Origin of the sequence: Streptomyces calvus, assembly GCF_006782915.1 — a bacterium.
GTDB lineage: Bacteria > Actinomycetota > Actinomycetes > Streptomycetales > Streptomycetaceae > Streptomyces > Streptomyces calvus.
Map to the genome: position 1 here is coordinate 856,598 of NZ_VCNP01000056.1, position 12,885 is coordinate 869,482.

The 12,885-nt window shown below is 72.9% G+C and carries 14 protein-coding genes; 8 read left to right on the forward strand and 6 right to left on the reverse strand.

What is annotated here, in order from left to right:
* The first annotated feature begins 10 nt into the window (after positions 1-10).
* Positions 11-826, forward strand: coding sequence for an alpha/beta fold hydrolase (locus FGW31_RS32165; protein WP_142197060.1), 816 nt, complete (start codon positions 11-13; stop codon positions 824-826).
* Here FGW31_RS32165 and FGW31_RS32170 read toward each other — a convergent pair.
* Positions 823-2,235, reverse strand: coding sequence for an amino acid permease (locus FGW31_RS32170; protein WP_142197061.1), 1,413 nt, complete (start codon positions 2,233-2,235; stop codon positions 823-825). The two genes, FGW31_RS32165 and FGW31_RS32170, sit on opposite strands and share 4 nt — an antisense overlap.
* A gap of 107 nt (positions 2,236-2,342) precedes the next feature.
* Positions 2,343-2,804, reverse strand: a complete 462-nt coding sequence (locus FGW31_RS32175; protein ID WP_142197062.1) for a universal stress protein — start codon at positions 2,802-2,804, stop codon at positions 2,343-2,345.
* A gap of 146 nt (positions 2,805-2,950) precedes the next feature.
* Between FGW31_RS32175 and FGW31_RS32180 the strand changes: the two genes are divergently transcribed.
* Positions 2,951-3,781, forward strand: a complete 831-nt coding sequence (locus FGW31_RS32180) for a polysaccharide deacetylase family protein (RefSeq protein ID WP_182675024.1) — start codon at positions 2,951-2,953, stop codon at positions 3,779-3,781.
* Between the two features lie 29 nt (positions 3,782-3,810).
* On the opposite strand, the gene FGW31_RS32185 is transcribed toward FGW31_RS32180, so the two are convergent.
* Positions 3,811-4,479, reverse strand: a complete 669-nt coding sequence (locus tag FGW31_RS32185; protein ID WP_142197063.1) for a class F sortase — start codon at positions 4,477-4,479, stop codon at positions 3,811-3,813.
* A gap of 335 nt (positions 4,480-4,814) precedes the next feature.
* On the opposite strand from FGW31_RS32185, the gene FGW31_RS32190 reads away from it, so the two are divergent.
* A complete protein-coding gene (locus FGW31_RS32190; RefSeq protein ID WP_142197064.1) occupies positions 4,815-5,312 on the forward strand; it encodes a hypothetical protein in 498 nt (165 codons plus the stop codon).
* Positions 5,313-5,407: 95 nt separating this feature from the next.
* Here the strand turns inward: FGW31_RS32190 and FGW31_RS32195 are convergent, their stop codons facing one another.
* Both FGW31_RS32195 and FGW31_RS35175 read right to left on the reverse strand, forming a co-directional pair.
* The gene (locus tag FGW31_RS32195) at positions 5,408-6,172 is read right to left on the reverse strand and encodes a bestrophin-like domain (RefSeq protein ID WP_142197065.1); all 765 of its coding nucleotides are present in this window, start codon (positions 6,170-6,172) and stop codon (positions 5,408-5,410) included.
* 25 nt (positions 6,173-6,197) lie between these two features.
* A complete protein-coding gene (locus FGW31_RS35175; RefSeq protein WP_182675065.1) occupies positions 6,198-6,335 on the reverse strand; it encodes a hypothetical protein in 138 nt (45 codons plus the stop codon).
* 217 nt (positions 6,336-6,552) lie between these two features.
* On the opposite strand from FGW31_RS35175, the gene FGW31_RS35180 reads away from it, so the two are divergent.
* The 5 genes from FGW31_RS35180 to FGW31_RS32220 all read left to right on the forward strand — a co-directional run bounded on the left by FGW31_RS35180 (position 6,553) and on the right by FGW31_RS32220 (position 11,802).
* Entirely contained in the window at positions 6,553-6,801 is a 249-nt protein-coding gene (locus FGW31_RS35180; protein ID WP_182730487.1) for a hypothetical protein, read from the forward strand.
* Positions 6,802-7,003: 202 nt separating this feature from the next.
* A complete protein-coding gene (locus FGW31_RS32205) occupies positions 7,004-7,939 on the forward strand; it encodes an SCO0930 family lipoprotein (protein WP_142197319.1) in 936 nt (311 codons plus the stop codon).
* A gap of 330 nt (positions 7,940-8,269) precedes the next feature.
* Positions 8,270-9,082 carry an SAM-dependent methyltransferase gene (locus tag FGW31_RS32210; protein ID WP_142197067.1) on the forward strand — a complete coding sequence of 271 codons (813 nt, stop codon included), beginning with the start codon at positions 8,270-8,272 and terminating at the stop codon, positions 9,080-9,082.
* On the forward strand, positions 9,079-11,223 hold the full coding sequence (locus tag FGW31_RS32215; protein WP_142197068.1) for a putative bifunctional diguanylate cyclase/phosphodiesterase: 2,145 nt from the start codon (positions 9,079-9,081) through the stop codon (positions 11,221-11,223). Before FGW31_RS32210 ends, FGW31_RS32215 begins: the two co-directional genes overlap by 4 nt.
* Positions 11,224-11,427: 204 nt before the next feature.
* The gene (locus FGW31_RS32220; RefSeq protein ID WP_142197070.1) at positions 11,428-11,802 is read left to right on the forward strand and encodes a nuclear transport factor 2 family protein; all 375 of its coding nucleotides are present in this window, start codon (positions 11,428-11,430) and stop codon (positions 11,800-11,802) included.
* A gap of 147 nt (positions 11,803-11,949) precedes the next feature.
* Here FGW31_RS32220 and FGW31_RS32225 read toward each other — a convergent pair whose 3' ends face one another.
* The gene (locus tag FGW31_RS32225; RefSeq protein ID WP_142197071.1) at positions 11,950-12,810 is read right to left on the reverse strand and encodes a LysR family transcriptional regulator; all 861 of its coding nucleotides are present in this window, start codon (positions 12,808-12,810) and stop codon (positions 11,950-11,952) included.
* Positions 12,811-12,885 lie beyond the last annotated feature (75 nt).

Consider the following 12,885-nt stretch of genomic DNA (forward strand, 5'->3'; position numbering starts at 1 on the left):
CTTGGTTGTCATGATTGGTGCTTCGGACCTGCGCTTCTTCCCGTCCGCCGACGGCGATCTCGCCTACCTCGACACCGGATCCGGCGACCCGGTCGTCCTGATCCACTCCGGATTCGTCGACCACCGCGTCTGGCAGGACCAGATCCCCGCCCTCGCCGCCCACCACCGGGTGATCGCCCCGGACGTACGCGGTCACGGCCTCTCCGCCAACGCCACCGCGCCGTTCCGCTGGGCCGACGACCTCGCCGGACTGCTGCGCCACCTCGACGCGGGCCCGGCCGTCCTCGTCGGCCTGTCGATGGGCGGCGTCATCGCCACCGACACCGTGCTCGAACACCCCGGCCTCGTCCGCGCCGTGGTCACCTGCGGCGCCGCGACCGGAGACTTCCGGTCCACCGATCCCTGGCACCAGGAGGTGCAGGCCGAGACCGCGCGGGCGCTGGCCGCCGGCGACGTCGAGGGCTGGCTCACGGCCTTCCTCCGCGTCGTACCCGGCCCCCACCGCACCGCCGACGACATCGACCCCGGCATCCTCGGCCGGCTGCGGGAGATGGCGCTGCACACCATCTCCAAGCACACCCCCGGCGAGCGGAACCGGCTCGTTCCCGTGACCGGCTCCTTCGAGCGCGCACCGAAGATCGAGGTCCCGCTGCTCGCCGTGAACGGCGCCCTCGAACCCGACGACGTGCTCGCCGCGGCCGAGCGCCTCGCCGGTGCCGTCCCCGGCGGCCGGACCGTGACCGTGGGCGGCACCGGCCACTACCCGAACATGGAGCGGCCGGAGCTCTTCAACCGGATCCTGCTGGACTTCCTGCGCGCCCTCTAACGCCGCGCCAGCTCCGACCGCCGGTAGGAGTAGGCGAAGTAGATCACCAGACCCAGCGCGAACCACACCGCGAACCGCGCCCAGGTCTGCCACTGCAGGAACGTGATCAGCCAGATCGAGAAGACCACGCCCAGCGCCGGCACCACCGGCATCCACGGCGTGCGGAAGGTGCGCGGCAGGTCCGGCTGCCGGTAGCGCAGCACGATCACCGCCGTGCACACCACGACGAACGCCAGCAGGATCCCGATGTTGGTCAGTTCGGCCGCCTCGCCGATCGGCAGGAACCCGGCGATGGCGGCCGACGCCACCCCCACGATCCAGGTGACCCGCGTCGGCACGTGCCGGGTCGGGTGGGTCTTGGCGAACCAGCGCGGCAGCAGCCCGTCCCGCGACATCGCGAACCACACCCGCGTCACACCCAGCATGAACGTGAACATCACGGTGAGGATGCCGATGATGGCGCCCACCGCGATCACGTCCGCGAGCCCGCCCAGCCCCACCGACTTGAACGCCGTGGAGAAGCCGCTCTCCGGGTCGATGTCCTTGTGGTTCTGCATGCCCGTCAGCACCAGGCAGGCCGCCACGTACAGGACCATCGAGATGATCAGTGAATAGATGATCGCCTTCGGCATGTGCCGCTGGGCGTCCTTGGACTCCTCGGCCGCCGTTGACATCGCGTCGTAGCCGAACACCGCGAAGAACACCGTCGCCGCACCGGTGAACGCCCCGCCCACCCCGTACGGGAAGAACGGGTTGTAGTTCGCGGTGTCGATGTGGAACACGCCGACCGCGATCACCAGCAGCACGACCAGCACCTTCAGCACCACCACGACCGTCTCGAACCGGGCCGCGTTCTTGATGCCGAGGTTCAGCAGGAAGGCGATCAGCAGACACAGCAGGGCCGCGAACAGGTCCACGCGGTGGCCGTCACCGGTGCCGGGCGCACCCAGCATCCAGTTCGGCAGGTCGGCGCCCATCTCGTTCACCAGGAAGCTGAAGTAGCCGGAGATGCCGATCGCCACCACCGCCACGATCGCCGTGTACTCCAGCAGCAGGTCCCAGCCGATGAACCAGCCCGCGAGCTCCCCGAGCACCGCGTACCCGTACGTGTAGGCCGAACCGGCCTTCGGGATCAGCCCCGCGAACTCCGCGTACGACAGCGCGGCGGCGGCGCTGGCCACCCCCGCGACCAGGAACGACAACAGCACCGCCGGGCCCGCCGTGCCGTTGGCGACCGTTCCCGCCAGCGTGAAGATGCCGGCGCCGATGATGCCGCCCACGCCGATCGCGGTGAGCTGCCCCAGTCCGAGGGTGCGCTCCAGTCGCGCACCCTCGCCGACTTCCGTCTCCTCGATGTGTTCGATGGGTTTGCGGCGGAGAATGCCCTCACCCATCCGGAGCCCGGCCATGCGCCTCACCTCTTCGCGATCGGCAAACGGCTGACGGCGGATCATGATGCCCCCACGACACCTCCGACGGAAGACACCACGCACGCACCGGGCCCACGGCGGCGGAACTACGGCACCACCGTCACCGGCCAGCGCCCCGCCTTCACCAGCCGCACCGCGACCGACCCGACGATCCGGTGCCCCGCCTGCTCGGAGGCGCCCACCACCACCGCGTCCGCCTTGAGGTCGTCCGCCGCCTTCACCAGGCCGTTGTACGGGTCGCCGCGGAACGTGTGGAACTCCCAGCGGACGTCGAAGACCCCCTTGATCCGCTCCATCGCGTCCCGCACCTGCGCCACCAGGCCCTCGGCGATCTCCTCCGTGGCGTCGGCCACCGGCGCGCCGAGCGCCGCGCCCGCCGCCAGCACCGGCTGCACGTAGACGATGGCGAGCAACGCCCCCTGGCGGCGCGCCAGTCCGAACGCGTACGCCGCCGCGCGCAGCGAGGAGTCGGAGCCGTCCACGCCGACCACGATCACCTTCGGGCCGTCCGTGCCCCGTTCGAACCGATGGGACTGCTGTTCCGTCACGGCCCGAGGCTATCGGAGCCGTCCGCCGGGTCCGGCGGGGCGTCCGCGGGAATCCGCCGGCCCGCGCTGCGTCGATCGGGTGAATCCGTGCCGCCGCACCGGTGTCGCTGAGGTGCGTCGGCCCCCCGCGGGGCGACTGATGAGTCATGCAGAAGGATCAGTTGCTCACCCGGCGCCGGACGCTGTGCGCCGGCGCCGCCGCCCTCGGTGCGGCCACCGTGGCCGCGGCGATCACGCCGGGCGCCGGGAAGCAGGCCCCGCCGCCCGCCGCCGGCGCACCGGCCGCCCGCCGCCCGCTCAAGCCCTCCGAGTACCGCCTCAGGCCCCTGACCGGCTACGGCCCGCCGCGCACCACGCCCGGCAGGACCCCGGTGCGCACGGAACCGCTGCTGCGGGTGTCCGGGCGCGGCCGCACCATGGTGCTGACCTTCGACGACGGACCCGACCCCCGCTACACCCCGCACATCCTGGACACCCTCGCCCGCTACGAGGTGCGGGCGATGTTCTTCGTCTGCGGCGAGATGGCCGCCACCCATCCGGACCTGCTGGCCCGGATGGCCGACGAGGGGCACGTGGTCGGCAACCACACCTGGTCCCACCCGCTCCTCACCGAACTGCGCCGCAGCCGGATCCGCTCCGAGATGGAGCGCACCAGCGACATCGTGGAGAAGGCCCACGGGCACCGCCCGGAGTGGTTCCGCGCACCCTACGGCGCCTGGAACCGCGCCGCCTTCCAGCTCGGCGCCGAACTGGGCATGGAGCCGCTGGCCTGGACCGTCGACACCCTCGACTGGACCACCCCCGGCACCCGCACCATCGTCGACCGGGTCGAGGACGGCGCCGCCCCCGGCGTCGTGGTGCTCTCGCACGACGCCGGGGGCGACCGGGGACAGAGCGTACGGGCCCTGCGCCGCTACCTGCCGGCGCTCCTCGACGACGGCTACCACCTCACGGTGCCCCGCCGGCAGTACGCCTGAGCCCGGACCCCGGCCCGGCCGGGGTCCGGTCAGCGGACCTCGGCCAGGCGGGCGAACGCGACGACGTTCCCGTCGTAGCCGTTCTGCTGGGAGAAACCGCCGCCGCAGGTGATCACCCGCAGCTCCGCGGTGCCCTTCGAGGAGTAGACCCGGTTCCCGGGGAAGGCGTTCTTCGCGAAGACCTCGATGCCGTAGACCTCGAACACGGCGGTCCTGCCGTCCTTGCGCTGGATCTCGACGCGGTTGCCCTTCTTCATCGCCCCGAGCCCGTAGAACACCGCCGGGCCCTGTGCGTTGTCGACATGACCGACGACGACCGCCGTGCCCTTCTCGCCCGGTGTCACGGCACCGGTGAACCAGCCCGCCAGATTGGGGTCCTCGGGCGGCGGTGCGTCCACCCAGCCCTCCGCGTCCAGCCCCACCGGCATCACCGGCGCGTCCACCTGGATCGCCGGGATCCGCACCCGGTCCGGCATCGAGTACGGCAGCGGCTCCGCCGACGGGACGACGGTGGCGCCGGGCACCCGGCTGTCGGCGGCGGCCGCCCCGGCCGGCTGCGGCGGGCCCACGTCGAACTCCCCGGAACCGTTCCGGATGAGCGCGAGGCCGGTGAGCAGGACCAGCGCTATCACGCCCCACGGGGCGCGCTTCTTGGGCCGCGCCTCCTCTTCGGCTTCGGCCGGCCAGAAAGCAGACATTCGCCTTCCCCTCTCGACACGGCCGTCGCCGTGTCACTCGCGCATGACGAAAACGCTAAGTGGCGCGCGCGCAACCGGCGACGGGGCGGCGGCGAACGGGTGGTCCCCGGCGGCGGCGGGTGCGCCATCCGGGGCGGCACCCGGCGAAGATCTTCTGACGGTCCGTGACCTGCGGCGATATCCCCCGGCGCGGCCGGCCGCGCGCCCACCGCCTCACCGGTACGGACCAGTCCCGAAATGCGGTGCGGCTCAAGGCAACTGAGGGTCTTTCCGGGAGGCGCTTTCTCGCCGATCGACCGGGGACGGGACCCGGGGCGCCTTCCGCGGAGGATCACATGCGCAACACACGTGCCCTGGCGGCCGCCGGAGCCGCGGTCGCCGTCCTCGGGGTCGCCGCACCGGCGGCCGTGGCGGACTCCGGCCGGGTGCCCAACCCGTCCAACATCGTCGCCCTGCCCAGCGTCATCGCGGCCGGCGGCCAGCTGACCATCACGGTCGACGGCTGCCCGCACGGCGGCACCGCGACCTCCAAGGTCTTCCCCAAGACCAACCTCACGCCCATCCACGGGGCCAACGACACCTCGAAGGGCACCGCGACCGTCGACGCCAACGCCCGTCCCGGCCCCTACGACATCACCGTCCACTGCTCCGGCAAGAGCCTGACCCGCCCGGCCGCCTTCACCGTCATCGGCGGTGTCCAGGGCGGTATCGGCGGCAGCAGCACCAGCGGCGCGACGCCCACGGACATCGCCATCGGCGGCGCGCTGGTGACGGCCGCGGTCGTCGGCGGCGGCCTCTTCTGGATGCGCCGCCGCGCCGAGAAGCAGGTCTGAGCAGCTGTCCCCCCGCGACTGCCGTTCCGCACGTGTCCGACAGGACGGCGCCCCGGATCCGCGGAGGATCCGGGGCGCCGCCGCGCCCGCCGGGCTCAGCCCGCCAGATGCGGGAAGAGCCGCAGGAACGGCTCCGCCGAGGCGGCCATGCCCCGGCCGTAGGGCGCGTCGAAGTCCCAGATCAGGAAGAGCAGGAAGGCGATCAGCGCGGAGAACAGCCCGGCCAGCACCAACTCCCGCCCGGTGCGCCGGATCTGCAGCGCGAAGATCATGCCGATGGTGATGGCGGCCCCGGCGATCAGCCCGAACCACACCACGCCCGGCATGGTCTCCCCGGTCGACTCGGCCCGCGCGCTGCGCGCCTGGTCGGCGGCGGCCACCTGGTCCATGAGCGGCTGGTAGGCCTGCGCCTCGAAGTCCGTGCGCGGCTCGTAGTCGGTGACGTCGTGGCGGACGCGGTCGAGCAGCGCGGTGCCGCGCGCGGTGACCCGGCCCTCGTCGGCCATGACCCGCCACTCGGTCGTCACGAGGTGTCCGACATAGGCGTTGACGTCGTCGCGGATGCGGTCGCGCACGTCCGCCGGGTAGACCCGTACGCGCTCGGAGATCTCGTGCAGGGCCACCGCCTCCGCCCGTACGTGCTCCTGGGCGGCGCTGCGCCCCTCCCAGACGCCGGCGATGGCGAGACCGAGGACGATGGCGTACACCACGCCGATCCACATCGTCATGTACTCGATGACGTCCGGTGTCTCGCTGGGATCCTCGTCGTCGGACGCCCTGCGGTGCCGCACGAGGGTGACCACCACCACGACGACGCAGGCGGCCAGCATCGCGAGGGTGAGAACAAGCCATTCCGGCAAGATGTGCCTCCACAAGCAACGAGGTTCAGCGCGGACGGAGCGCGGCGACGGCGACCACCGCGGGCACCGTGATGAGCAGGACGAAGACGAGCGGCGACATGGCCCCGCCGGAGGAGCGCCGCGCCGGGGCCGCGCGGTGGCGCGGGTAGCGCACGGGCGTCACGGACGGACGCGGCTCGGGCGTGGCCGACGGCGACGGGGGCGGTGGGGGAGGGGACGGTGGGGGCGGCGGGGTGGGCGCCGGGGTCGGCCGGGCCGCGGGCGGAGCCGGGCGGGCGGCGGGCGGGCGCTCCGGCTCGGGGGTGGGGGTGGGGCTGGGCCTCGGCGGGCGCGGCGTGGTCGGCGCGGGCTCCGGCGGAGGCGTCGGTGGCGGAGTGGGCGTGGGTGAGGGAGTGGGCGTCGGCGTGGGCGTCGGTGTCGGGGTGGGCGTGGGCGTCGGGGGCGGCGGCGGAGGCGGGCACGGCGGCGGGAAGGGCCACTCGACACTTCCCGCGACCGCGACCGCCTCGGTGCCGTCCGGTCCCGTCGAGGCGTACGCACAGGCGTCGGCCGTCGCCGCGCCGGGTGCGCCGACCAGCGCCCAGATCAGCGTCCCCACGGCCAACACGCGGGCGAGGCCGCGGGCTTGAGTCGGTACGAGAGCGTGCACGACGGGGATCATGGGTCGCGGACCGGCCCGTCACGCACGGAGGCCGGGTGATTGCCCCGAAGGAGTTAACCGAAGAAATCCGGGCCCCCGTTGAACACCGGGTGTGCTCCCGTGCGTACCCATCGTCGAGCGGCGGCACAGCAGGGCGCTGCAAACACCCTGGCGACGATGTGGAGTTGACGATGAAGACCTCCTGGCGGACCGCCTCGCTGGCGGCGAGCGCCGCGGCGGTGCTGGCCCTGACCACGGCCTGCGGTCAGGACACCCCGCCGCCCGCCTCCAGCCAGAACGTCGGCGCCACGGCCGAGGCCGGCGACTACGGCGAGATCGGCAGCGGCACCGCGGGAGCGGGTGCGGGCGGGCAGGCGTCGGCCGCCCCCTCCGACGCGGCGGGCGAGCTGAATGTCTCCGCCAACGCCGAACTCGGCAAGGTGGTGACCGACAGCCTCGGTCTGACCCTGTACCGCTTCGACAAGGACACCGCCGAGCCGCCCGCCTCCACCTGCGACGGCGACTGCGCCGAGACCTGGCCCCCGGTGCCCGCCGACGACGCCACGGCCGGCGAGGGCATCGACGAGTCGCTGCTCGGGGAGGTCACCCGGTCCGACGGCAGCAAGCAGCTCACCGTCGGCGGCTGGCCGGCCTACCGCTACGCCAAGGACGTCAACGCCGGCGACGCCAAGGGCCAGGGAGTGGGCGGCACCTGGTACGCGCTGACGCCCGAGGGCAAGAAGGCGCAGGCGGCCGACCGGCCGGGGCTGTCCACCCGGCAGGACCCGGAACTCGGCGAGATCGTCGTCGACGGCGACGGCAGGACCGTCTACCGCTTCATGAAGGACGAGGCCTGGCCGAAACCCGTCTCCGCCTGCACCGGTGCCTGCCTGGAGAAGTGGCCGGCGGTGTCGCCGGTCGACTTCGAGGACACCGACGGCATCCGGAAGAAGGGCTACATGACCTTCACCCGCCCGGACGGCGCCGACCAGCAGACGATCGACTGCTGGCCCATCTACACCTTCGCCGGCGACAAGGCCCCCGGCGACACCAACGGTCAGGGCGTCGGCGGCACCTGGTACGCCGTGCGGCCCGACGGAAAACCGGTCGGTGCGTCCGGGAAATAACCCCCCAGGGTGCCGTCCGCGCGGACGGCACCGGCCTGGTCCGCCTCTCCGCGGTTCGCGGAGGGGCGGACCGTTTTGCCGTGATTCACCGGAACTCAAGGAATTGTCGCCGCTCTTCGTTCCTGAGTGTCATGCGGTTCGCGGTGTTCTTCGGAACTCTCCGGAATGCCGCGGACACTTTTCGTGACCGTTTCCGGGGTATGTCAATTAGGCACGTGCCACTGGCAGTGACCGGGAACGGATGGTCAATTTCCGTTTGGGGTCGCTCCATTGGCGGGCGATCAGTAGCCTCTGCTCGAACACCGGATCGCCTACGCGATGGAGAGAGACATGGAGCGTCCCGCCTGGGCCCCGCGGAGCGTCGACATCTCGGTGCCCAGCGTCTCCCGGATGTACGACTACTACCTGGGCGGTTCGCACAACTTCGAGGTCGACCGGGAAGCGGCCCGCAGGGCCATGGAGTTCATGCCGGGACTGCCCAAGATCGTGCAGGCGAACCGGGCCTTCATGCGGCGGGCGGTGCGTTTCGCGGCCGGCGAGGGCATCACGCAGTTCCTCGACATCGGCTCCGGCATTCCGACGTTCGGCAACGTCCACGAAGTGGCCCGGGCGGCGAACCCGGACGCACGCGTGCTGTACGTGGACCACGACCCGGTGGCCGTCGCGCACAGCCGGGCGGTACTCGCCGGCCATGACGGCGCGGACGTCCTCGCCGCGGACCTGCGGAAGCCGCAGGACATCCTGACCAGTCCCGAAGCGCGGCGGCTGATCGACCGGAATCGGCCAGTGGCGCTGCTTCTCGTTGCCATACTGCACTTTGTGGAAGACGCGGACGACCCGTACGCGGCGGTGGCCGAACTGCGCGAGGCCCTCGCGCCCGGCAGCATGCTCGTGCTCACCCACGCCTCGTACGAGGGAATCCCGCTTCCGCCGGAGCGGGCCGAGGGGGCGGTGGACGTGTACCAGGACATTCGCAACCCGCTGATCATGCGCACGCGCGAGGAGATCGCGCGGTTCTTCGAGGGGTACGACATGGTGGAACCCGGACTGGTGCCGATGCCGCAGTGGCGGCCGGACACCGCACCGGAGGACGAGGATCCCTACGCCTTCTCCGGTTTCGCGGGCGTGGGGCGTACGGCGTGAGCGCGGAGCCGGACGGGCCGGAGGGCAGACTGCGCCGGTTCGCCACGATCTGGAGCCGCGCCGTCTTCGCCGTGACGTCGACCTCGTCGACCAGGACGGAGTTCGAGGACAGGCTGCTGCCGCTGGCCCGGATGCTCAGCGAGGCGCTGCGGGCCCGTGCCTTCGACGCCGACGCGGGCCGGGCGGTCGGCGCCGCGCTGGTGGAGGCGCACTGCACCGACCCGGAGGCACTGAGCCGGACCCTGGACTGCGTGGACGCCTACCTCGTCCTGTACTGCGGTGAGGACGGCGACCGCGAGGACCTGCGGGCGCGCAGCGCACGGCTGCAGCACGCGATGGCCGCCGGGTTCGCGCAGGCGCTGCGCGAACGCACCCTCGCCGAGCAGGAGGCCATCGCGCGGGCCGCGCTGGAGGCGCAGGGCGCGGTGGCGCGGGCGCTGCACGCCACCGAGGCCCGCTTCCGCGCCGTCTTCGAGGGCGCGGCGATAGGGATCGGCATCGCCGACCTGGAGGGCAACGTCCTCCAGGTCAACGGCGCGCTGCGGCGCATGTTCGGACTGTCCGAACAGGCGCTGCGCGGCCGCCGGGTCACGGAGTGGACCCACCCCGACGACGCCCCCCAGACATGGCGGCTCTACGACGAGCTGGTCCGCGGCGAGCGCGAGCACTACCACCTGGAAAAGGCGTTCTACCGGCCCGACGGAACGGTCCTGTGGACCAATCTCACGGTGTCCCTGCTGCGCGACGCCGACGGCGGCCCGCAGTACCAGCTCGCCCTCATGGAGGACACCACCGAGCGGCGGCTGCTCAACCTCCGGCTGCGCTACGAGGCCACTCACGACGCGCTCACCGGCCTGCCCAACCGCACGTTCTTCTTCGAACGCCTGGAGAAGGCGCTGGGCGCCGGCGAGGGCCAGCGGTTCGGCCTGTGCTACCTGGACCTGGACGGCTTCAAGACCGTCAACGACAGTCTCGGGCACGCGGCCGGCGACCGGCTGCTGGTCGAGGTCGCCGACCGGCTGCAGGCCTGCGCCACCGCGCCCGGCGAGATGGTGGCCCGGCTCGGCGGTGACGAGTTCGTGGCGCTGACCACCGGCCCCGACACCGAGCGCACCGTGGACGAACTCGCGGGCCGCATCATGAACGCGCTGCTCGCCCCGATCAGCGTCGACGGCCGGGAGCTGACCGTGCGCGGCAGCATCGGCATCGTCGAGGGGCCGGCCGGGGAACGCAGCGCGGCGGAGGTGCTGCGCAGCGCCGACATCACCATGTACCGGGCCAAGTCGGCGGGCGGCAACCGGTTCGAGCTCGCCGACCCGGAGGCCGACGCCCGCGCCATCACCCGGCACGGGCTCACCACGGCGCTGCCGACGGCCCTGGACCGGGGCGAGTTCTTCATCGAGTACCAGCCGCTGGTCCACCTCGGCGACGGCAGCGTCCGGGGCGCGGAGGCGCTGGTGCGCTGGCTGCACCCGCAGCACGGCGTGCTGTCGCCGGACCGGTTCATCCCGCTCGCCGAGCACACCGGGCTGATCGTTCCGCTGGGCCGCTGGGTGCTGGAGCAGTCGGTGCGCCAGGCCCGCGAATGGCGGGACCGCCACGGGGGCGCGGAGGCGCTCGGCCCGCTGCGCATCAACGTGAACCTCTCGCCGTGCCAGCTCACCCACCCCGGGCTGGTCCAGGACACCGTCGACATCCTGGAGCGCACCGGCGTGGCACCGGAGGCGCTGTGCCTGGAGGTGACCGAGTCGGCGCTGATCGGCGCGGACGACGACCTGCTGAAGCCGCTGCGGCGGCTGGCCGAGATGGGCGTCGACATCGCGCTGGACGACTTCGGCACCGGCTACTCCAACCTCGCCAACCTGCGCCGGCTCCCGGTGAGCGTCCTGAAGCTGGACCGCTCCTTCACCCAGAGCATGCAGCAGTTCCCGGCCGACCCCGTCGACCTGAAGATCGTCGAGGGGATCGTCTCCCTGGCCCACAGCCTCGACCTCGCGGTCACGGTGGAGGGCGTGGAGACGGGCGCCCAGGCCGAGCAACTGCGGCTGCTGGGCTGCGACACCGCCCAGGGCTGGTACTACGCCCGCCCGGGCCCGCCCGAGCGGCTGCACGAACTGGCGCTGGCCGACACGACGGCGTGATGCCGTAGGGGCCCCGGGGCCGACGGCAGCTCACCGATCCCGGGCGCGCAGCCACACCGCGGGCGCCCGGGGGTGGTGCGCGGGGCCGCCGCCGGGCGGTCGTACGCCAGGTGGCGACGGGCGTACGGCGACTGCCGCCGCGGCGTGCGGCCGCCGGCGGAAAACCGGCTGCCGGGAGTCTCCCGGGTCGGCGATCATGGGCGCATGACCGACGCAGACGACGCGGTACGGGCCGCGATCGACGGCGAACTGCGCCTCCTCGACCCGGCGGTCCGCTCCTGCCCGGCCGAGGTCGAGCGCCTGCTCGACCCCGAGTTCACCGAGGTCGGCGCCTCCGGCCGGCGCTACACCCGCGCCGAGATGATCGCCGAGCTGCACGACCACCCCGGCAGCTCGGCGGACGGCCCGCGCTACGAGCCGTCCACCATGACCGGCGTCCTCCTCGCCCCGGGCCTGGTCCACCTCACCTACGAGACCCGCTTCGAGGGCCGCCACGCCCGCCGCAGCTCCCTGTGGCGCAGACGCGACGACGCGACCGACTGGCGCATGTACTACCACCAGGGAACACCGGTTCCCTGAAGGCCGTCCCTCTCGGTGAGCCCTCTGGCGGGGAGGGTGGTACCGCGGCTCGAGCGCCGTCCAGGAGGCCGTCTTCACCGGGACCGGCGCCACCCGTGTCCTGAACTCTGAACTCCCCTTTCCGCCGCCCGTCCTTGAGGCAGCTCCTCAGGCGCCCGCCCCCGGAGTCGCCCGCGTACCGTCGAGGGCGGCCTCGGCGACCTCCGCCGCCACGCGTACGAGGGCCGCGGTCGCCGTCGAGCGGGACTGCTGGGGCCAGGCGACGGCGAGAACCACCGGGGGAGCGTCGGACACCGGGCGGTACGCGACTCCCGGCCGCGGGTAGCGTTCGGCGACCGAGGCGGGCAGCAGGGTGATCACTTCGCCGAGCGAGACGGCCGTGAGGACCTGGGCCAGATCACCCCGGCCGCGCCGGGCCGCGTCGATACGGTGCTCCACGGTGGCGGTGGTCCAGCCGAGGTCGGCGAGCTCCAGCCGGTCCCGGGCGGCGAGCGGGTGGCTCGATGCGAGGACGGCGACGCGCGGCTCGACGGCCAGCGTCTCGCTGTCGAGGCCGGTGGCGTCGAACGGGGCGTGCACCAGGGCGGCGTCCGCCTCGCCGGTGCGCAGCAACCCCGGCTGTTCCTGCCACCCGCACAGTCGGACGGCGACCGGGACGGACCCGGGTTCGCGCGCGTAACTGGCCAGGATCGGCTCCAGCAGCCCCGCGTCGCCGTCGGCCTTCACGGCGAGGACCAGCTGCGGTTCGCCCGCCGCGCGCCGGGCACGCCGCCCGGCTGCCTCCAGAGCGTCCAGCGCGATACGGGCCTCGGCGAGCAGGACGTCTCCCGCCGGGGTCCGGGTCACCCTGTGGGTGGTCCGCTCGAACAGGGCGACGCCCAGCTCGGACTCCAGCCGGCGGATCGCCCGGGACAGGGGCGGCGGGGAGATGCCCAGCCGCTCGGCCGCCCGCGCGAAGTTGAGCTCCTCGGCGACCGCCACGAAGTAACGCAGGGAACGCGACTCCACGCTCCGCCTCCCTCCGTATTGCCCTCAGGGTAACAAGCAGGTCCCGGGCGGTCCTTCAGTCCGCAGGGGCCCCGG

Coding starts and splice junctions, on each gene's coding strand:
- FGW31_RS32165 (WP_142197060.1), top strand. CDS start 11: ATGATTGGTGCTTCGGACCTGCGCTTCTTCCCGTCCGCCGACGGCGAT.
- FGW31_RS32170 (WP_142197061.1), bottom strand. CDS start 2,235: ATGGCCGGGCTCCGGATGGGTGAGGGCATTCTCCGCCGCAAACCCATC.
- FGW31_RS32180 (WP_182675024.1), top strand. CDS start 2,951: ATGCAGAAGGATCAGTTGCTCACCCGGCGCCGGACGCTGTGCGCCGGC.
- FGW31_RS32185 (WP_142197063.1), bottom strand. CDS start 4,479: ATGTCTGCTTTCTGGCCGGCCGAAGCCGAAGAGGAGGCGCGGCCCAAG.
- FGW31_RS32190 (WP_142197064.1), top strand. CDS start 4,815: ATGCGCAACACACGTGCCCTGGCGGCCGCCGGAGCCGCGGTCGCCGTC.
- FGW31_RS32205 (WP_142197319.1), top strand. CDS start 7,004: ATGAAGACCTCCTGGCGGACCGCCTCGCTGGCGGCGAGCGCCGCGGCG.
- FGW31_RS32210 (WP_142197067.1), top strand. CDS start 8,270: ATGGAGCGTCCCGCCTGGGCCCCGCGGAGCGTCGACATCTCGGTGCCC.
- FGW31_RS32220 (WP_142197070.1), top strand. CDS start 11,428: ATGACCGACGCAGACGACGCGGTACGGGCCGCGATCGACGGCGAACTG.